Here is a 23,083-nt window from a genome sequence, read left to right as displayed (position 1 = left end):
CCATGCGCGCCCTCATCCTGCTTGCCCATCCCGAACCCCGCTCGTTCAACGCCCACCTGGCCGCACAGGCCGCCGAACAGCTGCGGCATGACGCGCTGCAGGTGGACGTGGTCGACCTGTATGCAGAGGGCTACGATCCGCTGGAAGCGGCCCGCCATCATTCAAGTCGCTTGCAGCCCGGCCGTTTCGATGCCCAGCGCGAACAACGCCACGGCGCCGAACAGGGTCGGCTGCCCGCCGATGTGCAGCGCCATCTGCAGCTGCTGCAGGCCGCGGATCTGGTCATCCTGCAGTTCCCGCTGTGGTGGTTCGCGCCGCCGGCAATCCTCAAGGGCTGGCTGGATCGCGTGCTGGTCTACGGGCCGATGTACAACAGCCGCCTGCGCCACGAGCACGGCGCGATGCGCGGCAAGCGTGCGTTGCTGAGCGTCACCACCGGCTCATCGGCACGGGCCTGCGCCGTCGACGGCCGCGAGGGAGATACCCGGTTGTTGCTGTGGCCCTTGATGTACAGCCTGCGCTACGTCGGCTTCGACGTGCTGGAGCCGCATCTGGTGCATGGCGTGCGTTCCGGGCTGGCAGCGGAGCACGTGCAGGCACACGACGAGGCATTGGCTGCAGCCACCCACTACTACCGCGAACGCCTGGCGCAATGGCCGCGGTGGCCCACCGTGCCCTTCAACGACAGCGGCGATTTCGAGGATGGCGTGGTGCTGCGCGCGGAGGCCACTGCCTACAGCCCCTTCATCCGCCATCGCAACACCGGATGAATCCACGCCTGCGCGCTGGGTCGGGACGCGCCATACTACGCGCTCTTTGCAAGCACCTTGGTGAACCCATGACCACCCTCCGTCCCTCGCGCGCCGACGACGGCGCCGCCCTCGTCGACCTCTGGCGCCGCGCCGTCGACGCCACCCACGAGTTCCTCAGCGCCGACGACCGCCAGGCCATCGATGCCGAAGTCGCCGGCTTCCTGCCGCAGGCTCCGATGACCGTGGCCGTCGACGCTCAGGACCGCCCCCTTGGCTTCATGCTGATCGACGGCACGCACATGGAAGCGCTGTTCATCGATCCGGACGTACACGGCACCGGTATCGGCCGGCAGTTGCTGCAGCACGCGCTGGCCCTGCATCCGCAGCTGAGTACCGACGTCAACGAACAGAACGCGCAGGCCGTCGGCTTCTACCAGCGCATGGGCTTCGTCGAAACCGGACGTTCACCGCTGGATTCGCAGGGCCGCCCGTATCCTCTGATCCATCTCCGGTACAACGGCTGACATTCGACGGATGTTCGAGGCCCGCCCCGATCATCAGGCCGTGGCCTCGAATGCCGGCGAGTACTGCACCTCTCCCTGCGCCATCGGTGGCCGCAGGCACAGCGCCTGGAAGTACTCTGGCGGCACACCCGGCAGCACCAGGCCCGGCTCGGCGCGGAATCCGAATCGACCGTAATACGCGGGCTCTCCCAGCAATACGCAGCCCTGTGCCCCCTGCTCACGCAATGCGCCGAGCGCCGCGTGCATCAGCGCCGCACCGATGCCCTGCCCCTGCCAGTCCGGCAGTACCGAGATTGGCCCGAGGCCGAACCAGCCGGTGCTGCCATCGCTGATCGTCACCGGCGACAGCGCGATGTGCCCGACGACCTGTCCGTCCTTCTCGGCGACCAGCGAAAGACTCAGCTCTCCACGCGAACGCAGCGCATCCACAATGAACTGCTCGGTGTGGCTGCTGTGCGGGGCTTCGCGGAAGGCCGCCTCGGTGAGTGCATGGATGACAGCGTGGTCTTCGCGGGTTTCAGAGCGGATCGTGCAGATCAAGGACAACACCTTTGATGAAGTGATGGACATGTGAATGATCGATTCCGGTCACGGATTCAGCTGCGAACCTGCGTCGGCGTCAGAGCCAACGCGACGATCGGATGCCCTGTGCGGCAAGCGATCTGCCGGCGGCGCGCCCCGGGAGCGTCAAAAATCCGTCTCCAAGGGTGGCACAGGGCTCCCGGCACGCTCCATAATCGAGAAACCTGCCACCCAGGAAGGATAGACGGACATGGACGCACGATGCAGGATCGGGCCATGGGTGTAGCGCACCTCGCACACAGGGGACGGCCGCTGCTGGCAGTGCTCGCCCTCGTCCTGCTGGCGGCATGCTCGCCCTACGCCGATGCAGAGCGCGACGTCGCCGCGGGTGGACGCGGCCTGGCCAAACTCAACCCGGCGCCGAAGCAGGCCTATGAGCTGGTGCTGACACTTAAGGGCGCGCCAGGCCCGTTCGCCGTTGTTGAGGGCGTGGCCCAGTACGACGCCATCAACTACGCAGACTGTGGACGGATCGTGCCTGCAACAGGCACTGCAGGCCGCATCACCAGCCAGGAGCCCATCACCCTGCACAAGGTCAGCGAGAACGAGTACCGCGGTACGTTTTACCTGGACCGTATGCTGGATGAGGACTACTACGGGCGTGGCGTCTGCCATTGGACGCTGACGGGTGTCGGTGCGATGTTGCGCGCCACGACCAGCAAGGCGGATACGCGATTCCTGACGTTCATCGACAAGAAGCGCATGGAGTACGACTCGCCTCTGACGCTTTATTACCCGAACCTTGTCTATCCGCGCGCCGACACTGTCGCCAACTTTGGCGCCAGTGGCGAGGAAGCTCCGTCGGGGTACAGCGAAGAGCTGCGCAATGCGCTGTTCTCAACCACCACCACTGTGCAGAAGCTCGTGCCATGAGCCGCCAGTGCCACATTCACCCTTACACACCAGGAGGCCGACATTGCGCCACAAGATGATTCCGTGCCTTGCTCTACTTCTGTTGACCGCCTGCCATCCGGAGACCGCCATGAACCAGGAACGTGCCGCTGCTGAAGCCGATGTCGCCCAGGGTGGGCGCGGCCTCGCCAAGCTCAACCCCAGCCCGCGCAAGGCCTATGAACTGGTGCTGCGCCTGAAGGACGCCCCGGGCGATTTCGCGGTGGTCGAAGGTGTCGCGCAGTACGACGTCACCAACGAAGACCAGTGTGGCTATATCGAGCCGGCCACCGGCACGGCTGCACGGATTACCAGCCAGGAACCGGTGGAACTGCGCAAGGTCGCTGATGGCGAGTACCGGGGCACTGTATACATCGACCGCATGCTGGATGAGGATTACTACGGTCGCGGTGTCTGCAAGTGGGAGTTCACCGGTGCAGGCGCGATGCTGAAGGCGACGGGGGCCGAGGGCGAGACGCGTTTCCTTTCATTTATTGAAGCAGCGCCATTCGTGAAAGGCGAGACCGAGACTCGCCACTATCCTCGTTCGGACTATCCGCGCGTGAACGAGATTCCTGACTACGGCGCAAGCGGCCAAGAAGACCCCACCAAGTTCCGCCCTGAGCTGCAGAATTCGCTGTTCTCGGCTTCACTTGAAGCCAATGAGGTCCGCCAATGAGCCTCAGCAGCCAAGACTATGCGGGTATTTCCGACGACGTGTACAAGGACCGTGCGGTCGGTCGACGCGCTCCCGGCAAGGAAGAGCTCGTAGCGATCAACGGGCATGAGTACAAGATCCTCGAGCACGTTGATAATCGATTGAACGGTTATCAGGGAACGATCTACCAGCGAGTCGACACCAATGAAATTGTCGTCGCACATCGCGGCACCGAACAGATCGCCCGCGATGCGATCCTGACCGATGGTGGCATGGTTGTCGCCCGCACCAACGTCCAGGCACCGGACGCCATCGCGCTGACCCAACGCGCCCTGGCCTACGCCAAGAAGGAGGGGCAGGATCTCGGACAGCGCCCACCCGAAGTCACCGTCACCGGCCACTCTCTCGGTGGCGCGCTGGCCCAGATCACCTCGCACCATTTCAATGTCAAGGGCGAGACCTTCAACGCCTATGGCGCGGTCAGCCTCAGCTACCGCATCCCGGAAGGCGGCAACACCATGATCAACCATGTCATGGCGTCCGATCCGGTCAGCGCGGCGTCGCCGCACTTCGGCCAGGTGCGCATCTACGCCCGGCCAAATGAAATCAGCACGCTTGCCGCGAACGGCTTCAGCAATCACTCGTTGCGCGCCCTGATCCCTGACCGGCCGATCATCGCCGCAGGCAGCTCGTTCGGTGCGCACAAGCTGGGCAACTTCCTCGGCGACGGCTCGGTGCTGAAACACCCGGAAACGCAGAAGCTGGCAAAAGACAACGCCAGGATGATCGAGGAGTACCGCGACGACGTTGAATCACTGCGCCGTGGTGTCACCCGCGCGGCGCGCGGCATTCCGGGCGGCGCCGTCGATCTGTACGACCATATCCGCGGCCCGCTGCAGCCCGGTGAGCCGGCACGCCGCGAAGCGGAGAAGAACGGCCATCACACCAGCATGCTGCGCATGGACGACGCCAACCATGTGGGCAACCCACTGTTCAACGACGCGATCCGTGGCGTGCACGCGCAGGACGTCCGCGTCGGCCGGGTACCGGACGTAATGAGCACGCAACTGGCCGGCAGCCTGGCCGCCGAAATGCATGCGGCGGGCGGCAAGCGCATCGACGAGGTGGTCATGAATGCCGATGCCTCGCGCAGCTTCGCCGTGCAGGGCCAGGGCGGTGACCCGGCCCACCTTCGCGTGTCAGTGGATACGGCGGTGGCGATGAACACACCGCTGGAACAGAGCAGCCAGCGCATCGACCAGCAGGCCGCAGGTCAGCGCCTTGCACTGGAGCGCGACCAGCAGCTGGAACAGCAGCAGAATCAGACCCGCAGCCTGCAGGCCTGATGGACAGCACGGGAGCCGGTAATTCCGGCTCCCGTTGTACATCGGCACTCTGGTTCAGGGGCTGGGGGCCGCCACCGGCAGCAGTGATGCTCCGGCCGTCACGAACAGATCCGGCCCGGAATCCGGGAATCCACCACAGGCGCGATCGCCAGGTGCTACCGGATCACAGGCCCACTGCGCCCGCGCGACTTTGTCGCGCAGCTCGAAGCGATCGCCGGTCCAGACCACGAACGCGATGTGCTCGCGGTTCCAGTCACCGTAGGCGCGCGGACCACCCTTCTGCGCCGACTCCGGATACTGCACGAACCAGCGCATGGCCGGGCCATACTGCAACTTGCTGTGGTCCAGGCTGATCCGTCCCTCACGCGAGAGCTGGCGCGCACGATCAGCTTCCGCCTGCTGCGGCATGGCCGGCATGGCATCGGTGGTTATATCCCTCGGCGCCGCATCCCCGCGGACCTGGTACACACGCTGGGCCACATGGGCCTCGCGGCATTCACCCGCTGGCACGCGGACCGGCTCCGCGCCGTACTCATCCCGGTTGGCGACCTGGTCGCTGCAGGTGAACGGCGCCGACACCAGGTAGAACGTGCTGTCGGCGTCGCGCCCTTCCAGCGAGCGCACCCAGATGTCGCCCATCCGCACGATGAAGTCCGGGCGCTGGCCGTAGCCCGGCACCGCCTTGAACCAGGCCTTCTGCCGCACCTCACGCTCGCGCCAGCTGCGCGGCAGGTGGATGTCCTGCTCGGGCAGCGCGACCAGCATCGCAGCCAGATGCGCCGGCATGGTGCCCTGGCAGGCGCCGATCAGCAGGTCGCCCTGGCTCGCCAGCCGCCCGGCCAGATCCACCGGGCAGCGGGCACCGAGCGCACGCTCGGTCGCCTGCTCGGGCGGCAACGGCACGATGGCCAATGCAGGCGGTGCCGGCGCTACCGCCGGGACCGCTGACTCGACGACTGTAGGCGGTGCAGCCACAGGCGCCGCCGCTGCGGGCGGAACGGGCGCAGGCGCCGGGTCCGCAGCCGGCGCCGGCTGCGTGTCCACCACCGGTGTCGCAGGGGGTGTCGCGGCAGCCGGTACTTCGGGAGCCGGCGCCGCGACAACGGCGTCGGCCGCCGCGGGCGCTGCAACGGGCGCCGCCCCTGCAGGCGCCTCAACGGTAGCCTCGGCAGCGGGGCGCGTCTCCACGACGGGCGCCGCTGCCTCCTGGGCTTGTGCCGACGCTGCGGCAAGTCCAAGTGACAGCAACCAGAGCGGCGGCAGGCGACGCACGGGTGCATTGCAGCGGGCAGCGGCGTGGCGGGCATTCGGGGGAACGATTCGCATGTGGTGTCCTTACGGGTGGGTTTCCATGTCGGCGCCACAGGGCGCCACGCGTCGTACGTAAAGCGCCAGCGGGCACCCTGCCCGCCGGCATCGGTGTTACAGGGATCGAGAACGCTGCTCCTGCTCGCGGGCGAGCGCGGCCGCCGGGTCCTGCTGGGCGACATTGGCAGCCAATTGCTGGCTGCTCTGCGCCAGCGGCTGCTGCGCCGCCTGTTCGCGATCGACCGATGCGCGCAGCATGGCCGGATCGCCCAGCGCGCCCTGTACAGCAAACAGCGTGCGACCGTCATTACCCGCCAGGAGATGATCGATGCGCGACATCCCCGCCTTCTGCGCGCTCAGCGCCAGTGCGCCGGCGGCATTGTCCAGTTCCTGCACGCTGCGCAGACCGCTTTGCGGCCCCATCTGCTGCAGGTGCTGGCGCGCTCCCGAGAACAGCGTGTATCCCGGCTCGCCCGGTTGCGACATGTCGCGTCCCGTTGTGGGCTGGGCAGGCGCCCCCACTTCGCCACGCTCCAGGCGCGCCATCACATCGGGGGTCAGCTTCTGCTGCCACACGTCAAAACGCTGCTGGCGGGCTTCGATGCCGTTGAGCGCGCCATTCAGGGCACGCGTCGCTTCGCGCACGTCCTCGCGCGCCGCTTCCGGCACCCGCGTCTGCCACTGCCACACGGCAATACGGCCTGCGTGCTCGGGTTGCGCGGCCAGCTCCGGCTGATTCACCAGGTCCAGGTCCAGCGCCTTGCCGGCACGCTCGTAATTCTCCTTGCCGACCAGCGGCAGATAGCCACGGCCGTGATACTTCAGTGCATCACCGGGCGCGTCATTGCCCATGCGCCCGCCATACATCAGTTCGGCCAGGTTCTCCGGCCGCCCACGCAGCGCCTCCTGGCGGGCGCTCTCAAGCGCGCCGTTGCCATTGCGCCACGCTGCTTCCACCGGGATCTGCGAGATGCCCCGGGTGAAGTTGAAACTCTCGTTGAGACGGCTCAAGCCACGGGATTCATGCCCGGCCTGCGCCATGAAGTTGGCCAGTTCCCGGGACGAAGTCATGCCGGCCTCCGTGGCCTGCCGCAACAGCAACGACTCCCTATCCTGCGACACGGTGAAACTCCTGCTCGATCATCGTTGGATACTCCCGCCTCCTCACAGGCATGGCACTCAAGGCAAGCTCACGTCGGCGACGACGGACGGATCGAAATCCTCGAACCGCACCCGGCCAAGCTCGGCCGCGGAGAAATCGCGCGTGTGGGTTGCTTCGGTTTCGGTGTCCACCACCTTGCGCTGCACGCCATGCACCCAGCACGTCTGCTCGGCAGGTGCATACCGGAAGGTGTAGACGCTGCTCCAGCGTTCGCGGCTGCCGCCGTTGGTAATCACGCTGAACGCGCCGTCTTCAATCGTCACGTAGGCGAAGGGGTCACCGGCCATGCCACCGCGCGTTGAGCACGGCACCAGCTTGTCGTTGCGTGCCGCCAGCTGCCAGCGGCCCGTGGCATCGCCCAGCAGCAACAGCAGGACCCGGTTCGGTCCGTGCTCGCCGGGCAGCAAGCCCTCCGGAGGAGGTTGGTCGATCACCAGGAGCTGGTCCTGGAAACCATTGCCGGTCAGATCGCCGCGTACGGCTTCCAGCAGGTTCGCGCCGGACGGAACGAACGCCAGGGCATTGTCCATGTGCGTGCCACTCCCCTTCTCCATCCCCTGCAACTCCTTCAATCCCGTCTTGCCAGTTCCCGAGCGGAGGCCGGAAACGGGGCGATGCCTCGCACGTGCCCTGCGGCCGCCATGGCGGATGATAGCCCCGAGCCCACGGCAACCGCGATGGTGGCAAGCGTCACCCGCACCGCGGGGGGACACAGTCCTCATGGACGGAAAAGCTCCTGTGTTCGATGGCACCGGCGCGTCGGGATTTTGACGCGCACGCAGCTTACTTCGAGGAGGCAGCGCTCGTCGAAGGGTGCTTGGGATGAAAAGCGCACTTGATCACAGAAACAGCGCGGTTAACGTGAATGGTGGCTTATCCGACAATCAGACACGCGGTGGATGGCACCGCAGGTATGGCTCGCATTCCCACATACGGTCTGGTCCGGCCGGGGCGATGTTGCACGGAAAGCCTACGCCGCTTAAGTCGACGGGTGCGGGACCCAGCACAAGCCATGCTTCCTCGCGTCGTGGCCAGCAATCGCGCTCAGCGCAACTGCTGGGCGCATGCGGCCCCCTGTGTGGCGTAGTCGCGGACGTAGCCGTCCGTCGTCAGCACCGTGATATCGCATCGATTGTTTACGTCACTGACGACATGCCCATAAGCATTCAATCCCTGCACACGCTCGCCACGATGCAGGTACAACGTGCGCGAACCATCGGCCCCGTTCTCCACACGATCCGATGGGCCCCACGTCCGCACGAATTCCTGCTCTGTCTTGCCGATCCACAGGTCCATGAGATTGTTACGACCCACCCGGTTGGCTGCGCGTCGCGACTCATCCAGAGCTTTGCTGGTTTCACTCTGGCCGCGCGCCACAGCCGCTTCCAGGCCACGCACAGTACGATCCATTTCAGCGTCGCTCGGCAGATAGGTGAATGCTGGACGTTTGCCGTCCTTCCACAGGCTGGCCCAGATGAAATCCACAGGCGATTGCCCGACGTCACCGATGGAAAGGAAGCCACGCTTCATCATTTCCGCTGGCACCTTGGCCTTGGGATCAGGCCCAACTAGACAGGCAAACCGCACCAGTTGCACCTGCCAGGGAGCAATCGCCTCGGCCTGCGGTTCGAACTTATCCGGCGGGACGTTCTCCATTGGCCGATCGCGCCACTGGATCAGGCTCGTCCTGATGGCCACGCTGTTCTGCGAACAGTTCACCCAGTACTTTCTGACCAGTCGATTCGGTTTGGTCGCGTTCTCGTAGACGGTATTGACCTGGATTTCGCACACCGGCTCCGGACCCGCAACTGGGTCACCGGGCTTCGCCGGCTTCCTGCGGCGCAACTGCTTCAGGTACGCGTTCTGCTCTGCCGCATTTGTCGTCTGCGCAGGTGTATAGCTGCCCGGCGGCTGCCCATTCGGACCAGGCGCCGCCGCAGGGCTGCCACCTATCTGCGAATATTCCACGAAGCCACCCAGCATGCCCTGGAAGAACATGGCCGCCATTGAGGGTCAGAATCAAGGTCGTCAGGATCAATCCATGCCGCCCTGCTGCATCGCCTGACTGGTCATACCGTCACTGGACGCGCCCATGAGCGGGGACTTGTTCACAAGCGGCGTCATCCAGAACGAGGCAGACACGCGGATCACCATGTCCAGCGCGATCGAGACCATCGCCGCCAGCACCGCCATGGAGAACATGGTTCCAATGCCGTAGAACAGCCATCGTGGGAACAGCTGCTTGGTTTGTTGAACAGCAGCGACATTGAACTCACAGTCACTGCTGGGCCACCCGTGCCGGGGGCGATTAATCGAATGACCCGAGCCTTGTCCTGCTGAAGTCCGGAATCACTCAGATGATTCATGCAGTCGAAGTTTGACGTAGCCCCGTGTATCGACGACAGGCGCTCTTCGATCTGCAAATCCCGGCTACTTGTCGTTTCCGACCATAGCAGCAGCCGAAACCTAAATCAGAATTTCTCAAACTCTGGCTCGGTGCACCCGGAATAAATGACCTTGCAACCGTTACTTCCCTGTCTCACGCAAGCATCCACAGCCATCTTGCTCGCAGCATCGACAGAAGCCGCACGCGCAAACGTAGAGCCACCAAACCTTGCGTCACTGGGTGATACGAATGCAGCGCATTGATTATTGAACGCCAACACAACCTTGCAATCCGTTGCCCCACGCTGTCCACAATTGGCAAGCGACTCAGAAGCTGCGTCTCCCTTCTTTCGTTTACCAAGAGCTACTCCTACGTCCCCGCCCTTGGCCAAAGCGATGGCGCCCCAAGTTTTGATCCAGCGCCCCGTTGCAACTGGCGCCGCCGATACCGTTCCAGTGTTACCCCCCGGAATGGGGGCGCAGCCACCCACTCCCTGACCACCAATTGGATACTGACCGGGAGGACATCTTCCTTCCGCACTGGCCGTCTGTGGCAGGCTGGCAATGACTCCCATACCCATAAGGAGTACTGCAACTGAATAGACACGAATTGACTTCATTTCCGGCTCCTAATGTAAAGCTAAGCCTTTACGGCCAGTATCCGAATTTCCTGACCCGACTGTGGAGTTACTGCCCGTCACTACGACATTACTCCCAACTGAAGTCGAACCGCCCGATTGACTGCCACCGCTCGTCGAAGGCTTATCCGGCGTGTCATTCCTCCACAAACGTTGGTGAAGACTGCAGGAATTTCCTGAGTAGGGCCACTGAATTCACCAACTGGTCGAAAGTCAATCCATGACTGACCGCATGTGATGCGCTCTTCGCCCCAACTACGATTAAAAGCTCTCAAAAAGCGGCTTAGTACAAGCACTGTACAGTTTGCTGCACCCCGCACTACCCCGCGTGGTGCAGGTCTTCATCGCCAACTGAGTAGCGACCTGCTCGGTTTCCGCACTTGAGATCACAGAACCTCCGCGCTCAGATGTAGTTGGCGAGATCAACGCAATACACTGATTTTTATAAGCCTGCGCCATTTTGCAATCACGGCCACCCAACTTGACGCATTGAGAAACTGCTTCCTTGGCTGCATCAGACTTTGAGAGCTTCTCAATTGCCACGCCAACTTCGCCAGTTGAGGACGTTGCGATTGCACCCCAGGTTTTGATCCAACGTCCTGTTGGTCGTGCCTCCTGGGGCGCGCCACCGCCGCTGGCGATTGGCGCACATCCCCCGACGCCTTGTCCGCCAATGGGATACGAACCAGGAGGGCAACGACCCTCTGCGCTCGCAACAAGCGGAACACTCAATAGTGCAATGCAACCAATTGCAAGCACCATAATGACTTTCCGCAGCATTGCAACACTATAAGGACGTTGCATCATAGGAATACACCTTACCTAACTTTGTTTGCCAGACCCTAACGACCTAGATCAATTTCGGATTGGCCTGGAGATGCCCCCTGCCCCGACACCCGCGAGGATACATCAGCCTGTGTTGTCGTAGTCTGAGCCGCATTAGCGCTCGGCGCCGGCGGCGTATAGGAGCCCGGCGGCTGACCCTGCGGACCTGGCTGAGCTGCCGGGGATCCACCTATCTGCGAATATGCCATGAAGCTACCCAGCGTGCCTTGGAAGAACATGGCTGCCATTGGGGGCGCAGTCGGAATCAAGGTCGTCAGAATCAGGCCCATGCCGCCCTGCTGCATCGCCTGACTGGTCATACCGTCGCTGGAAGCCCCGTCAAGCAGGAACCTGTTCAGCAGCGCCGTCGCCCAGAACGAGGAAGACACACGGATCACCATATCCAATGCAATGGACACCATTGCCGACAGCACCGCCATCGAGAACATGGTCCCGATTCCGTAGAAGAGCCATCGCTGGAACAACTGTTTGGCCTGATCGAACAATAGATAAAGTACTAACGTCACCCCATGCCAATGAAATCAGTATTGCAGCTATAAGCCAGCAGGCAAATGAATTTCAGACCGAAGCTTGCTCTCCAAGAGCGCTCGACACTCTCACGTAGACTAAACCTGTGAACAGCGACACCCAACCTTAGTGCAAAGTAGACGTCTCAAGCGAAAAATAGAAGCGACCCACTTCTCAGCAGGCCACCCTCTAAAACAACAAACAAAATGTCATTATTCACAACATCAACCCAACGCCAGGATTCACATCAGCGGAATGGCTTAAACTCAGACATGCTGCAGGCAGAGTAGATAACAGTACAACTGCGACCCTTACCCTCGGACTCACAACGGCGCACTGATTCCACCTTCGCATCTTCTTCATTAGGTGATCGATACGCCACAGTTTTCACGTCGACGAGGGGTACTGAACCAATCACCGGGCCAGCTAGCGCGGCGCATTGATTGTGATACTCAAGAATAACTTTACACTTCTGCCCCCCCATGCGCTGACATTCAGAAAGCGCGAGGGACCTAGCTTCTCTCTTTGTTTTTTTAACCTCTGCCACACCAATCGCCAAATTCTGGCCGACTTGATGGTCTGTGTCTTGCGCCAAAGCACCCCATCGGGTTTCCCATTTACCGGTCGGCATGGGGCCACTGCTCTCACCACCAGCTTGACCACCGGGAATTGGCGCACAACCTCCTACACCCTGACCTCCCACGGGGTACTGCCCTGGGGGGCAACGTCCTTCTGCCAACGCCACATTAGAAATAACGAGCAGCAAAAGTACGACAATGCACTTCATACGCACACCTTTATCATTCGACACTGTCAATCCACGCTCAGGCGCCCACCTGCCCATACTTTCCAGTATGTTTCTTGACCTCACCTGAGCGCCCGATACCGTAACCAGAAGTCGCGCCATGGCCGGAACTGACCGATGGAGCACTGGAATGATCCTTTGTCTGGGCCGGCGCATAGTAGCTACCCGGTGGCTGCCCACTTGGCCCCGGCGCCTGTGCCACCGGGCTGCCACCTATCTGCGAATATGCCATGAAGCTACCCAGCGTGCCCTGGAAGAACATGGCCGCCACTGGGGGCGCAGTCAGAAGGTCGTCAGGATCAATCCCATGCCGCCCTGCTGCATCGCCTGGCTGGTCATGCCGTCGCTGGAGGCGCCCTCGAGCAGGAACTTGTTGACCAGGGCGGTGGACCAGAACGCGGTCGAGATACGGATCACCATGTCCAGCGCGATCGATACCATCGCTACCAGTACCGCCATCGAGAACATCGTGCCGATGCCGTAGAACAGCCATCGCTGGAACAGCTGCTTGGTCTGGTCGAACAGCAGACACAGAATGAACAAGGGACCCAGGCCGATGAACAGCGCCAGCGCGACCTCGTAGAGCAGCAACATCGCACCAGCGGTGACGGCCGGACCGCCCGTGCCCATGCCGATGAACCAAAGCGCCCGCGTCTTGTCCGCCTGCAACCCTGGATCATTCAGGATCTTGATGCCATCAATGCTCGACAGCGCCACCTGCATCCGCTTCCTGGTCCCGGCTATGGGATACGAAATTCAGGGGCAAGGTCACACACTCAACATTACCACCTAGATCGGCCGTTCCAGCTCACCCACAAATGAGATGGCCTGCTCTTCAGCAGGCCATTCCCAACATGCAAAGGCCGATTCAAGGATCCCGTCCATGATTCGACTGGCATAGCTTAGAAAGATTCAAATATTGGCTCAGCACAATCCGTGTACAACACCTTGCACTGCCCTCCACCGTTCTTCGCGCAGTAGGAGAGAACCCGACTGGTCGCGTCCTCTCTTGAGCCGGCGACTGAAATAGAAACTATTCCCTTACTGCCCGGCTCAGGGTCAGCATATGCGACGCACTGGTTCTTGTACGTTGTATCGATCTTGCAGTCTTTCGCTCCATGTGTCGCGCACCGAGCAAGCGCTTCTGAGACAGCCTCTCGCTTGGAGCGCCTTCCAACGGAAGCCCCCATATCGCCCGTGCTTGCCGCCCCCGCAATAGCCCCCCAAGTCTTGATCCAACGCCCAGTAGCAATGGGGCCGCTCTGGACGCCACCGGTACCGGAGCCCGGAATAGGTGCGCATCCACCTACGCCCTGACCACCAATGGGGTACTGCCCTGGCGGACAACGCCCTTCCGCTCTCGCCTCACCCGCCACAAACAAACATAGGAGCAAGCCGACAAGAATGAGAGGAAACATGTATTTCACACTTCTACTCCGTACGCATGGGGGCTATTGATTGCCGGGATGTGCAGCTCTGAGACCGGTTTCGGCAACCCTGGAGGATTCCGACGACGGAAGGGTTGAACGTGCGGTCGCATGTCGATCATGCGCACCACTGTCTTGGCCGGACTGCCCCTTCTCCGGAGCGGCCGGCGTGTAGTAGCTACCCGGCGGCTGCCCATTCGGGCCCGGCGCAGCAGCAACCGGGCTGCCGCCTATCTGCGAATATGCCATGAAGCTACCCAGCGTGCCCTGGAAGAACATCGCTGCCATTGGGGGAGCGGTCAGGATCAGGGTCGTGAGAATCAGGCCCATGCCGCCCTGCTGCATCGCCTGGCTGGTCATGCCGTCGCTGGAGGCGCCTTCGAGCAGGAACTTGTTGACCAGGGCGGTGGACCAGAACGCGGTCGAGACACGGATCACCATGTCCAGCGCGATCGATACCATCGCTGCCAGTACCGCCATCGAGAACATCGTGCCGATGCCGTAGAACAGCCATCGCTGGAACAGCTGCTTGGTCTGGTCGAACAGCAGACACAGAATGAACAAGGGACCCAGGCCGATGAACAGCGCCAGCGCGACCTCGTAGAGCAACAACATCGCACCAGCGGTGACCGCCGGGCCGCCCGTGCCCAGGCCGATGAACCACAGCGCCCGCGTCTTGTCCGCCTGCAACCCTGGATCATTCAGAATCTTGATGCCATCAATGCTCGACAGTGCCACCTGCATCCACGCCAGGCTCTTGTCGATCTGGTCTTCCGGCTGCTGGTCCTTGCCGGTCACCACGTGGGTGATCAGGCCTTTGACGTCCTCGTTGAGGAATTTCTGCAGGTTGCTGCCGAACATCGCCATGCTGCTGGCAACGCTCACAATCAACGCCGCGCGCGCCATGTTGGTCACCAGCACCATCATGGAGTCGCGGCTGCGGCCGGTGACGATCCGGAAGCCCTGAATCAGCACCCACAGGGTCATCAGTATCAGGGCGATGCTATCGACCCACGCCATCATGTTGCCGAGCAATTCGATGCCGAACTCGTCAATCCTCTTGCGCGGATACGACAGGATCGACCGGAAGAACACGAGGTCCCCGATCGATCAGACCCACATGGCGTTTTGAGATAAGCATCCAGCCAACGCACATGCATTGAGCCTGATCACGAACGTGGCGCCGTTGGACAGACTTCAATTGAGTCAACTCAACTTTCAAAATTTTCGAAAAACTGGCTCGGAGCAATCAGCGTAAAAAACGGTGCACTTTTTGCCACTCGGATCCACGCACTTTCTCTGCGCTTCTGCAATCGCAATCCTCTTTTTTGGAGCACGGCCAACCGCAGATTGGGCTCCAGGTAAATCAGCAGATGGAACTAACCATGCCACGCATTGGTTTGAGTAGGATACCGTAACCTTGCAATCCCGTGCTCCACCACCAGCGCACCGCCGCATGGCTTCAGAAGCAGCAAGCTCTGCAGATCGCATATCTGAGACCATTCCCACCTCGGAAGTAGCAAGAGAGGTCGCTATCGCTCCCCAAGTGCTGATCCATTCGCCCGTGGGCCGAGGCGGCAAGGGTATCTGGTCACCTGATCCAGCAGCGCCGCCAGGAATTGGAGCGCAGCCGCTCGCGCCCTGCCCCCCAATTGGGTAGAAGCCCGGAGGGCAACTTCCGCCCTCTGCACGACCAAGATTTGGAAGAAAGGCGCCAAGAACACCAAACGATGCCAACAAAATGAACGGATACATGCGCATGATATGACGACTCTCCAATTTCTGCGGAAACGCTTCCGCTTTCAGTCAACGAGTGGGCGCATTTCCAAGCGCTCCGGGAGTGTGGCTCGGCGCATCATGACTTGGCGCCACCTTCGGCATCGTCAACTGACTGCTCTCTGCGCGCCTCTCGGTACTCGTGGGATCAGTAGGCTTGTAACTACCCGGCGGCTGTCCATTAGGTCCCGGCGCAGCAGCAACCGGGCTGCCGCCTATCTGCGAATATGCCATGAAGCTACCCAGCGTGCCCTGGAAGAACATCGCTGCCATTGGGGGAGCGGTCAGGATCAGGGTCGTGAGAATCAGGCCCATGCCGCCCTGCTGCATCGCCTGGCTGGTCATGCCGTCGCTGGAGGCGCCTTCGAGCAGGAACTTGTTGACCAGGGCGGTGGACCAGAACGCGGTCGAGACACGGATCACCATGTCCAGCGCGATCGATACCATCGCTGCCAGTACCGCCATCGAGAACATCGTGCCGATGCCGTAGAACAGCCATCGCTGGAACAGCTGCTTGGTCTGGTCGAACAACAGACACAGAATGAACAAGGGACCCAGGCCGATGAACAGCGCCAGCGCGACCTCGTAGAGCAGCAACATCGCACCAGCGGTGACGGCCGGACCGCCCGTGCCCATGCCGATGAACCACAGCGCCCGCGTCTTGTCCGCCTGCAACCCTGGATCATTCAGGATCTTGATGCCATCAATGCTCGACAGCGCCACCTGCATCCACGCCAGGCTCTTGTCGATCTGGTCTTCCGGCTGCTGGTCCTTGCCGGTCACCACGTGGGTGATCAGGCCTTTGACGTCCTCGTTGAGGAATTTCTGCAGGTTGCTGCCGAACATCGCCATGCTGGTGGCAACACTCACAATCAACGCCGCGCGCGCCATGTTGGTCACCAGCACCATCATGGAGTCGCGACTGCGGCCGGTGACGATCCGGAAGCCCTGGATCAGTACCCACAGCGTCATCAGCACCAGGGCAATGCCACCGACCCAGGACATCATGCGCCCCATCAGGTCGATGCCGTAGTCACTGATCCTGTCGCGCAGGTAATCCATGATCAGCTTGAAGAAGACGAAATCGCCGATCGACTGGACACGCACAGCGTAGCCCAGCAGATCCTGCAATCCGCCTGAGAAATCAAAGTTGGCCAGCCACCTGATCGTCATTTCCACAATCCCTTGGTAATTCCGTTACTGCATGAAATGCCGCATTGCTTTGCAGCGCATGTCTACGTATTAGCGGCCTGCGATCACTTGACGCTGAGCGCGGCCTTCAGTGCGGTGGTCTTGACCATGTCGCTGATCAGCTGCTTGGTCGGGTCCCCCTTCAATGCGGCCTGCGCCACCACCTTCTGGTTGGCCTCCATGACCTCGATATAGGCATCATAGGATTTCATCCGTGCTTCCCAGCTCTGGGCAAGTGCGGCAATGTCATTGGCGGTGCGGAGCGATTCGCTGTCGGCACCCTGCACGGTGCCCTGATCGTTGTTGGTCAGGCGGATCTTGAGGATGCGGGTCAAGGAGTTGTTGATGCGCGGAACGGTCTGGGTCAGGAAATCGATCGCGTCGTTGTACTTGCGGTTCTGCATCATCCGGATGTTGACGCAGATCTGCATCTGCTGCTCCTTCACATCCGCCTGCGGATTGAACACGAACACCTTGAAGGCGGACTCCAGGCTGAAGTCCAGCGCCTTGCCGCAGGTTTCGGCAACCAGATAGTTCGGTGCCACCGGCACCAGCGGCGCGCTGTCGGGCATGCCGAAGCTGTTCACCGCCGCCTGCACCTGGATCAGCGCCTGGCGATACTGCTCCAGCGTGCGGATCCAGCGGGTGTTCTGCTCGACGTACTCGGCCGCGTCCTGCGCTTTGGCCGCGTAGACGGTCGCCTCGGTCTTGTAGGTGTTGATCTGATTGAGCAGGTGCTGGATGAGGCTGGTACCGGTCTCCTGCACGGGAATCCAGGCGCTGACATTGCCGGTGCCGAGCGCCATCATGGCTGCCACGGTCATCGCTGCAAGACGGGGCGCGCGGCGGCGGGGCGAGGAAGCTTGCTTGGTATTGTTCATATCAGTCTCCATTGATCGGAACTCGTAGTCTTCGGGCAGGCCGTCTCGCGGATCAGGTAACAGTGTCGCGCGCTGCGACAGCCGCCTTGCCCGAGCCCTTTCGATTCTTGTAGAAATCTTCAAGCCACTGTTCCGGCGTCAGCTCATCCACCGTCACCCGTGCGCGTACCGCAGCTGTCTGCAATACCCGATGCATGATGTCGATGTTGTCAGTGGACGCCGAGATCACCGACAGAATGTCATCCATGCCGCGCAGGTTGAGCTGGCACACGCTGGACGCGTGACCCTGCTTGACCAGGAAGCAGCGCGAGCGCTCGTCCAGGGCAGTGACCACCTTGAACTCGGCCTCGGTCAGCTTCAGGCCGTCCATGTAGTCGCTCTTGCTGGCGTTCGGGTTCGGCAGCAGGATCAACGTGGCAGTCTGCTCGATCAGCGCTGCCGAGATGTCGCTCTTCAGCGCGTCCTCCGGGCTCTGCGTCGCGAAGATGCCCAGGCCATTCTGCTTACGAATGGTCTTCTGCTTGTTCTTCGCGAACTCCTTCAGGCCACCTTCGCCATCCAGGATCTTCCAGAATTCGTCCATCACGTAGATCAGCGGACGACCATCGATCAGCGACTCCAGGCGGTGCAGCAGGTAGTTGATGACCGGCACGCGCACTTCGGGGTTGTCGATGATGTCGGTGTAGTCGAAGCCGATGATGTTGGCCTTGCTCAGATCAACGGTGTCGACCGGATTGTCGAATACCCAGCCCAGCGAATTGCCCGAGGTCCAGCGGCGCATGCGCGCGTAGAGCCCATCGTCGCCCATGTTGGGCAAGCTCTTCTGGAAGTTGGTCATGCTGCGCAGGTGCATCGGCGTATCGAGCATGCTTTCCACTGCGCGGTAGATGTCCTCTTCCTCGCGCGCACTGTACTCACGCTTGCCGGCCAGCACCTTGATCAGGTCGGCCAGGAACTGCACGTTGGCTTCGTTGTTCTCGCACTGGAACGGGTTGAAACCGGTCGGCGCGCCGTTCTCCAGGGCCAGATAGTTGCCACCGCAGGCGCGCACGAAGATCTCCGCACCACGATCCTTGTCGAAGAAGAAGATGGTCGGTGACGGCTCGTACTTCTGAACCTGGCTGAGCAGGAAGTTGATCAGCGCGGTCTTACCGGTACCGGACTTACCAATCACCATGGTATTGGCGATCGCCTTCTCCCCCAGCGAGTTTTCCGACGGATGGGTCGCGTGGAAATTGAAGTAGTACGGCTGGCCGTTGGTGGTCTGCAGCGTGGTGACGCAGTCGCCCCACGGGTTGTTGTGCTGCTTGCCGGTGGCGAAGTTGTGCAGCGGCGACAGGCCCAGGAAGTTCAGCGAGCTGACATTGGCCAGGCGGGTACGATAGCGCCAGTTGCCCGGCAGCTGCGAATAGAAGGACGAGGTGACCGCAAGGTCTTCCTTGGTCGACACGAAGCCGGCGTTGGACAGCTCGGCGCGGGTCGATGCGACGTTCTGCGACAGCTTGGCCTGGGTGTCACCGTAGACCGCCATGATGAAGTGGTATTCACCCAGCACGAAGTTGCCGGACGACAGCTGATCCATGGCCTGGTCGAGCTCGACGATCTGGCTGACCGCCTTGTCGCCGGAGGAGATCATCATGCCCTTGGTGCGATCGAGCACCTTCAGCGCGTCCTGCCGCCCCATCGGGCTGAACGAATGGGTGATGACGTACTCGTAGTCGAGGTACTTCAGGCCGTTGAGGATGCCCGGGTAAGTGCCCTCGGCATACTCCTTGATGTTCAGAATGGCGCCGAAGTGGTTGGCACCATTGGGGGTATTGATCGCGAAATCGCCGGTCTTGGCCGAGAACATATGGCGGCTGACAGGCAGGTAGTCCTTGATCGGTGCCGACAGCACCGGCACCGGCTCGTCGATGCGATTGATCAGGTAACCGAACAGCTCCAGCGTTTCCGAGAACACCACGCCGTTCTTGGCCTCGTACATTCCCAGGCGGTATGGCGCATAGTCCCGGATGACGGCCTCGACGTTGCCGGCCAGCTCCATCAGCTTTTCGACCGCCTGCTCCTGCTCGGCGCGCAGCTTGTCCACGTTCGCCGACTTCTCTACGAAGCGCTTACCCGCCACCACGGGGCGGTAGATCATGGTCAGGTACAGCTCGTTCTGCATGATGCGCTGTGAGGACAACATGCCCATGTACTGATCGGACACATCCTGGTTGAAGCGCTGCTTGTAGTTGCTCTTGCCCTTCAGGGTGCGGCGACGACGGATGTCGTGCACCCAGAAGGCGACGTTGACGAAATCCGGCGCGCGCAGCGTCTGCAGCAGGCGGTTGAACGTGTTGTGGCGATGTTCGAGCTCCCACTCCTCGCGGCCGACGAACGGCAGCCCTTCCAGATGCCAGGTCAGCAGGTAATCGCCGCCCGTGGTCTTGACCACGTTCGGAGCGACATGCGACGACAACGGAATGAACTCACTGATGGAGGTGTCAGGGCTGAACATACGACTGCTTCCAAAGAGGTAGTGCCAAGGAGTTACAAAAGACCCGGCGGGCGCAGACGCCCGCCAGGCCGGATCCGGACCTCAATCCATTCGGGCCGGCTTGTCGCGGTAATGGTTGGGGTTGAATACCCACATGCCATCGTGTTCCTGCACGTTGCGGACTTTCAGCTTGAACATCAGGCGCAGGCCCAACAGGCGGAAGATCATTTCGTCACGCTTGGCCATCTGCCGCATGATGAAGACCGCCACCGGAATGGTGAGCAGGAACCAGAAGTTCGTGTACATGCTGAGCAGCAGCAACCCACCTGCCACCATGAAAAATGGCAGGTAGGGGACACCCAGGAACATCGCTGGGCGCGTGCAGCCGCGGAACACGACGTTCTTATGCACTGTAGTACTGGATCACGTGGTTGATCAGGTAGGAGGTGCTGGTGCCACCACCGCACTTGCCGTCGCTACCCTCGCCCAGCAGCATGCGCGCAATCTGGCCGGCGGCACCGATCAGCACGCCACCGATCAGGATCGGCGCGACGTCACCGATGCGCTTGTGCGCGAAGGCGATCTGGTAGCCGGCGAAGATCACCGCAATGGTCACGACGGCGATCGAGGCCATGTTCAGCAGGCCGTTGATGTTGGAGAAGAAACCGCAGACCTTCTTGTCGGTGCCGCCGAAGTCGGTGCCGGTTGCGAACACCTGCGGGGCGAACAGTGCGCCAACGAAGATCGTGGCCATCAGCAGGGTCTTCAGCGTGCGCTGGGCCTGGACGAGGTCGAGATTGGATCGCTTCATGGATTGATTTCCTTGTTGATGGACTAACACAACTGAATCGGCCAGCCGGGGGACTGGCCGCACCACGACTTCGTCAGAACACGAAGGCCGCATCCCCTGCGGGAATCTGCTGCACCGGCGCAGCCTGCACCGGTGCGTTGAATGAATTGTCGCCACCGGCGACAGGCTGGTTGCGCTCGCTCCAGGGCCGCAGCATCACTGGCCCCTCATTGCCGGCGCCGGCAGCGCCTGGCAACTGCTGCGGCATGGCCATCGCCTGTGCAGCACCCTGCTGAGGCAGCTGCTGCGGCATGCCGCCGGCCTGCTGCTGCGGATAAGCGCCCGCCTGGGCCGGCTGCGCCTGCGGCTGCATCATCCGATCCACCGAACCCAGTACCACCTTGGACAGTGCCTGGTCGGCGATGTTCAGGAGGCTGCCCCGCGCCATCGCCCCGGTGGACGGGTACACGACATAGGCGCGTGCGGGATCTTCCGACGGCACGTACACGGGGCCATTGGATTGAGCAACGATGCGCGCCTGCGCCGGCGAAGGCAGCTGCGGGTGATGCTCGACCTTCACCGCGCGGCGCTCCCCCCGACTGACCACGTCGATCGGTGCGACACCATTACTGGCGACCTGCTGCCCGCGGCGGATCGAGTCGTAGATCTTCTGCACGTAGCCATGACGGAAGCCGGTCTCGAAGTTGCCCGAGTAGTAGCAGCTGAACGACTTGCCCCAGTCACCACCGGAGCGCTTGTAGCACTCGGCGAGGATGCGCGAACCGGCCTGCAGGTTCGGGCACTGCTGGAAGGCCTTCTCGTAGGAATCCAGGCCGTACTTGCCCAGGTTGTAGCGATTGACCTGGGCCAGCCCGATCGAGAAGTTGTAGCCCTTCTCTTCCAGCATGCGCACCGTCGCCAGTGCTTCATCCAAGGCCTTGGGCTGGCGCACCAGTGCACCGCCAACCACGCCGATCGCGTAGGGATTGCGCGACGATTCGACGTTGATGACGTGCTGCATCACATCCATCGACACGGCCATCTCCGGGCACGCCATCATTTCCAGTCCTGGCAGCATCCTTCAGCCCCCCTGCCCCTGGGCACGCCCAGGATTGAAGTCGATGCCGGTGATGTAGCGCGAGCCGGCATGCGCCTTGATATGCACGACGATGTCGATGGTCATCATCAACAGTCGCTTGATCACGTTGAATTCCAGGCCCGAACCTTCGGTCGAGGCCTTCACCATCAGCGCCAACTGGTCCCAGGTCTGCTCCGGGCTGCCCGCATGGCAGCTGGTGATCGAACCCGGATGACCGGACGCGCAGTTGCGGATGAAGTAGAACGCCTCGTCACCGCGCAGCTCGGCCAGGATGATGCGTTCGGGCTTCATGCGCAGGCAGGCTTCCATGCAGCTCTTGGCGCTGACATTGCTGGTGCTTTGTCCACCCTTGGAATACAACAGGTGCACGACGTTGGGCTGGGTCAGGAACAGTTCGCGCGCGTCCTCGATCGTGACCAGGCGCTCGCTGTCCGGGATATGGTTGACCAGCGCCTTCATGAAGGTGGTCTTGCCGCTACCGGTCGCACCGGATACCACGATGTTCTTGCGGTACATCACCGCACGCCGGAAGAACTCGGCGTACTCGCGCGAATGGCGCAGCTCCAGCAGCTCGCGATCCTGCTCGCTGATGCTGCCATCACTCTCCAGGATCTGGTTGAAGAAGCCATCTTCGTGATACTGGCTGAGCGACTTGGTGTGCTTGGACGGCAGACGGATGGTGATCGACACCTTCCCTGCATCACATGCCGGCGGAATCACGAACTGCGCACGCTGGCCGGTGGGGAACGTGAGCGACACGACCGGATCGGCATCGGTGATGCGCTGGCCGGTGTTGCTCTCGTTCACCACCGCCGTGCAGAACTGCCGGGCCCGCTCGAAGGTCAGGCTCGGCACGTCCACCCGCTGCCACCCCGCCCGGGTTTCCAGGTACAGCTCGCCGGGACGGTTGATGCAGATTTCCGTCACTTCCGGAGACGTCATGTACTCGGCGATGCCCAGCACTTCGTACTGATAGCGCAGGAAATCGCTGGAGACGAGGGCGAGGGGTGACACTTCGGCGTCCATGATCGTTCGT

Annotated in this window: 22 protein-coding genes and 3 pseudogenes; 5 read left to right on the top strand and 20 right to left on the bottom strand. The window is 61.8% G+C overall.

The window, feature by feature from the left end:
• The first annotated feature begins 2 nt into the window (after positions 1 to 2).
• Together E5790_RS17940 and E5790_RS17935 are read left to right on the top strand one after the other, a co-directional pair.
• The gene (locus E5790_RS17940) at positions 3 to 770 is read left to right on the top strand and encodes an NAD(P)H-dependent oxidoreductase (protein ID WP_111205482.1); all 768 of its coding nucleotides are present in this window, start codon (positions 3 to 5) and stop codon (positions 768 to 770) included.
• Between the two features lie 68 nt (positions 771 to 838).
• The gene (locus E5790_RS17935; protein WP_111205483.1) at positions 839 to 1,276 is read left to right on the top strand and encodes an acetyltransferase; all 438 of its coding nucleotides are present in this window, start codon (positions 839 to 841) and stop codon (positions 1,274 to 1,276) included.
• 33 nt (positions 1,277 to 1,309) lie between these two features.
• Here the strand turns inward: E5790_RS17935 and E5790_RS17930 are convergent, their stop codons facing one another.
• Positions 1,310 to 1,816, bottom strand: a complete 507-nt coding sequence (locus tag E5790_RS17930) for an N-acetyltransferase (RefSeq protein WP_111205492.1) — start codon at positions 1,814 to 1,816, stop codon at positions 1,310 to 1,312.
• A 258-nt stretch (positions 1,817 to 2,074) separates the two neighbouring features.
• On the opposite strand from E5790_RS17930, the gene E5790_RS17925 reads away from it, so the two are divergent.
• From E5790_RS17925 to E5790_RS17915, 3 genes are read left to right on the top strand one after another with little or no spacing between them, the layout of a single operon-like run.
• On the top strand, positions 2,075 to 2,731 hold the full coding sequence (locus E5790_RS17925; protein WP_229653708.1) for a hypothetical protein: 657 nt from the start codon (positions 2,075 to 2,077) through the stop codon (positions 2,729 to 2,731).
• Between the two features lie 43 nt (positions 2,732 to 2,774).
• Positions 2,775 to 3,428 carry a hypothetical protein gene (locus E5790_RS17920; RefSeq protein ID WP_014647564.1) on the top strand — a complete coding sequence of 218 codons (654 nt, stop codon included), beginning with the start codon at positions 2,775 to 2,777 and terminating at the stop codon, positions 3,426 to 3,428.
• Positions 3,425 to 4,753, top strand: a complete 1,329-nt coding sequence (locus tag E5790_RS17915; RefSeq protein ID WP_111205485.1) for an XVIPCD domain-containing protein — start codon at positions 3,425 to 3,427, stop codon at positions 4,751 to 4,753. Before E5790_RS17920 ends, E5790_RS17915 begins: the two co-directional genes overlap by 4 nt.
• Positions 4,754 to 4,807: 54 nt before the next feature.
• On the opposite strand, the gene E5790_RS17910 is transcribed toward E5790_RS17915, so the two are convergent.
• The 19 genes and pseudogenes from E5790_RS17910 to virB11 all read right to left on the bottom strand — a co-directional run bounded on the left by E5790_RS17910 (position 4,808) and on the right by virB11 (position 23,073).
• Positions 4,808 to 5,656 carry a hypothetical protein gene (locus E5790_RS17910; RefSeq protein ID WP_229653709.1) on the bottom strand — a complete coding sequence of 283 codons (849 nt, stop codon included), beginning with the start codon at positions 5,654 to 5,656 and terminating at the stop codon, positions 4,808 to 4,810.
• Positions 5,657 to 6,175: 519 nt separating this feature from the next.
• Positions 6,176 to 7,183 carry an XVIPCD domain-containing protein gene (locus E5790_RS17905; RefSeq protein ID WP_075075582.1) on the bottom strand — a complete coding sequence of 336 codons (1,008 nt, stop codon included), beginning with the start codon at positions 7,181 to 7,183 and terminating at the stop codon, positions 6,176 to 6,178.
• Between the two features lie 57 nt (positions 7,184 to 7,240).
• Positions 7,241 to 7,777, bottom strand: coding sequence for a hypothetical protein (locus E5790_RS17900; RefSeq protein WP_069118276.1), 537 nt, complete (start codon positions 7,775 to 7,777; stop codon positions 7,241 to 7,243).
• Between the two features lie 490 nt (positions 7,778 to 8,267).
• Positions 8,268 to 9,221: a hypothetical protein gene (locus E5790_RS22215; protein WP_343182306.1), complete on the bottom strand. Its 954-nt coding sequence runs from the start codon at positions 9,219 to 9,221 to the stop codon at positions 8,268 to 8,270.
• Between the two features lie 36 nt (positions 9,222 to 9,257).
• Positions 9,258 to 9,425 carry a hypothetical protein gene (locus tag E5790_RS22210; RefSeq protein WP_321186030.1) on the bottom strand — a complete coding sequence of 56 codons (168 nt, stop codon included), beginning with the start codon at positions 9,423 to 9,425 and terminating at the stop codon, positions 9,258 to 9,260.
• A 269-nt stretch (positions 9,426 to 9,694) separates the two neighbouring features.
• Positions 9,695 to 10,183, bottom strand: coding sequence for a DUF4189 domain-containing protein (locus E5790_RS17890; RefSeq protein ID WP_229653776.1), 489 nt, complete (start codon positions 10,181 to 10,183; stop codon positions 9,695 to 9,697).
• A 324-nt stretch (positions 10,184 to 10,507) separates the two neighbouring features.
• Positions 10,508 to 11,008 carry a DUF4189 domain-containing protein gene (locus tag E5790_RS17885; RefSeq protein ID WP_080355775.1) on the bottom strand — a complete coding sequence of 167 codons (501 nt, stop codon included), beginning with the start codon at positions 11,006 to 11,008 and terminating at the stop codon, positions 10,508 to 10,510.
• Positions 11,009 to 11,190: 182 nt separating this feature from the next.
• A pseudogene (locus E5790_RS17880) lies at positions 11,191 to 11,589 on the bottom strand (type IV secretion system protein); the annotation flags it as partial.
• Between the two features lie 834 nt (positions 11,590 to 12,423).
• Positions 12,424 to 13,127: pseudogene (locus E5790_RS17870) on the bottom strand (type IV secretion system protein); the annotation flags it as partial.
• 179 nt (positions 13,128 to 13,306) lie between these two features.
• Positions 13,307 to 13,594 carry a DUF4189 domain-containing protein gene (locus E5790_RS22115; protein ID WP_229301551.1) on the bottom strand — a complete coding sequence of 96 codons (288 nt, stop codon included), beginning with the start codon at positions 13,592 to 13,594 and terminating at the stop codon, positions 13,307 to 13,309.
• A 261-nt stretch (positions 13,595 to 13,855) separates the two neighbouring features.
• Positions 13,856 to 14,938, bottom strand: a complete 1,083-nt coding sequence (locus E5790_RS17860) for a type IV secretion system protein (RefSeq protein ID WP_229653777.1) — start codon at positions 14,936 to 14,938, stop codon at positions 13,856 to 13,858.
• A 111-nt stretch (positions 14,939 to 15,049) separates the two neighbouring features.
• Positions 15,050 to 15,322 carry a DUF4189 domain-containing protein gene (locus E5790_RS22110; protein WP_229301244.1) on the bottom strand — a complete coding sequence of 91 codons (273 nt, stop codon included), beginning with the start codon at positions 15,320 to 15,322 and terminating at the stop codon, positions 15,050 to 15,052.
• Positions 15,323 to 15,637: 315 nt separating this feature from the next.
• Complete coding sequence (locus E5790_RS17850) at positions 15,638 to 16,780, bottom strand: type IV secretion system protein (protein WP_111205489.1); 1,143 nt, start codon at positions 16,778 to 16,780, stop codon at positions 15,638 to 15,640.
• 83 nt (positions 16,781 to 16,863) lie between these two features.
• Positions 16,864 to 17,679, bottom strand: a complete 816-nt coding sequence (locus tag E5790_RS17845) for a hypothetical protein (protein ID WP_053091844.1) — start codon at positions 17,677 to 17,679, stop codon at positions 16,864 to 16,866.
• 52 nt (positions 17,680 to 17,731) lie between these two features.
• On the bottom strand, positions 17,732 to 20,179 hold the full coding sequence (locus E5790_RS17840) for a VirB4 family type IV secretion/conjugal transfer ATPase (protein WP_069118278.1): 2,448 nt from the start codon (positions 20,177 to 20,179) through the stop codon (positions 17,732 to 17,734).
• Positions 20,180 to 20,260: 81 nt separating this feature from the next.
• Positions 20,261 to 20,569 (bottom strand): VirB3 family type IV secretion system protein, encoded by a 309-nt coding sequence (locus tag E5790_RS17835; RefSeq protein ID WP_019660289.1) that lies wholly within the window; start codon positions 20,567 to 20,569, stop codon positions 20,261 to 20,263.
• Positions 20,562 to 20,912 carry a TrbC/VirB2 family protein gene (locus E5790_RS17830; protein ID WP_229653778.1) on the bottom strand — a complete coding sequence of 117 codons (351 nt, stop codon included), beginning with the start codon at positions 20,910 to 20,912 and terminating at the stop codon, positions 20,562 to 20,564. The genes E5790_RS17835 and E5790_RS17830 overlap by 8 nt, the downstream gene beginning before the upstream one ends.
• 637 nt (positions 20,913 to 21,549) lie before the next feature.
• Positions 21,550 to 22,014, bottom strand: a pseudogene (locus E5790_RS22205) (lytic transglycosylase domain-containing protein); the annotation flags it as partial.
• Between the two features lie 15 nt (positions 22,015 to 22,029).
• Entirely contained in the window at positions 22,030 to 23,073 is a 1,044-nt protein-coding gene (gene virB11, locus E5790_RS17820; protein WP_069118280.1) for a P-type DNA transfer ATPase VirB11, read from the bottom strand.
• Positions 23,074 to 23,083 lie beyond the last annotated feature (10 nt).

This window comes from Stenotrophomonas sp. PAMC25021 (assembly GCF_004795795.1).
Taxonomy (GTDB): Bacteria; Pseudomonadota; Gammaproteobacteria; order Xanthomonadales; family Xanthomonadaceae; genus Stenotrophomonas; species Stenotrophomonas muris.
This window is presented reverse-complemented; position numbering and strand designations above follow the sequence as displayed.

What these genes read in the sequence shown, in the direction of transcription:
- E5790_RS17885 (WP_080355775.1), bottom strand. Translation starts at nt 11,008, where the DNA reads ATGGTGCTTGCAATTGGTTGCATTGCACTATTGAGTGTTCCGCTTGTT.
- E5790_RS17845 (WP_053091844.1), bottom strand. Translation starts at nt 17,679, where the DNA reads ATGAACAATACCAAGCAAGCTTCCTCGCCCCGCCGCCGCGCGCCCCGT.
- E5790_RS22110 (WP_229301244.1), bottom strand. Translation starts at nt 15,322, where the DNA reads ATGCGATCTGCAGAGCTTGCTGCTTCTGAAGCCATGCGGCGGTGCGCT.
- E5790_RS17900 (WP_069118276.1), bottom strand. Translation starts at nt 7,777, where the DNA reads ATGGAGAAGGGGAGTGGCACGCACATGGACAATGCCCTGGCGTTCGTT.
- E5790_RS17940 (WP_111205482.1), top strand. Translation starts at nt 3, where the DNA reads ATGCGCGCCCTCATCCTGCTTGCCCATCCCGAACCCCGCTCGTTCAAC.
- E5790_RS22115 (WP_229301551.1), bottom strand. Translation starts at nt 13,594, where the DNA reads ATGGGGGCTTCCGTTGGAAGGCGCTCCAAGCGAGAGGCTGTCTCAGAA.
- E5790_RS22215 (WP_343182306.1), bottom strand. Translation starts at nt 9,221, where the DNA reads ATGTTCTTCCAGGGCATGCTGGGTGGCTTCGTGGAATATTCGCAGATA.
- E5790_RS17925 (WP_229653708.1), top strand. Translation starts at nt 2,075, where the DNA reads ATGGGTGTAGCGCACCTCGCACACAGGGGACGGCCGCTGCTGGCAGTG.
- E5790_RS17850 (WP_111205489.1), bottom strand. Translation starts at nt 16,780, where the DNA reads ATGACGATCAGGTGGCTGGCCAACTTTGATTTCTCAGGCGGATTGCAG.
- E5790_RS17840 (WP_069118278.1), bottom strand. Translation starts at nt 20,179, where the DNA reads ATGTTCAGCCCTGACACCTCCATCAGTGAGTTCATTCCGTTGTCGTCG.
- E5790_RS17830 (WP_229653778.1), bottom strand. Translation starts at nt 20,912, where the DNA reads ATGGCCACGATCTTCGTTGGCGCACTGTTCGCCCCGCAGGTGTTCGCA.
- E5790_RS17935 (WP_111205483.1), top strand. Translation starts at nt 839, where the DNA reads ATGACCACCCTCCGTCCCTCGCGCGCCGACGACGGCGCCGCCCTCGTC.
- E5790_RS22210 (WP_321186030.1), bottom strand. Translation starts at nt 9,425, where the DNA reads ATGTTCTCCATGGCGGTGCTGGCGGCGATGGTCTCGATCGCGCTGGAC.
- virB11 (WP_069118280.1), bottom strand. Translation starts at nt 23,073, where the DNA reads ATGGACGCCGAAGTGTCACCCCTCGCCCTCGTCTCCAGCGATTTCCTG.
- E5790_RS17915 (WP_111205485.1), top strand. Translation starts at nt 3,425, where the DNA reads ATGAGCCTCAGCAGCCAAGACTATGCGGGTATTTCCGACGACGTGTAC.
- E5790_RS17890 (WP_229653776.1), bottom strand. Translation starts at nt 10,183, where the DNA reads ATGGGAGTCATTGCCAGCCTGCCACAGACGGCCAGTGCGGAAGGAAGA.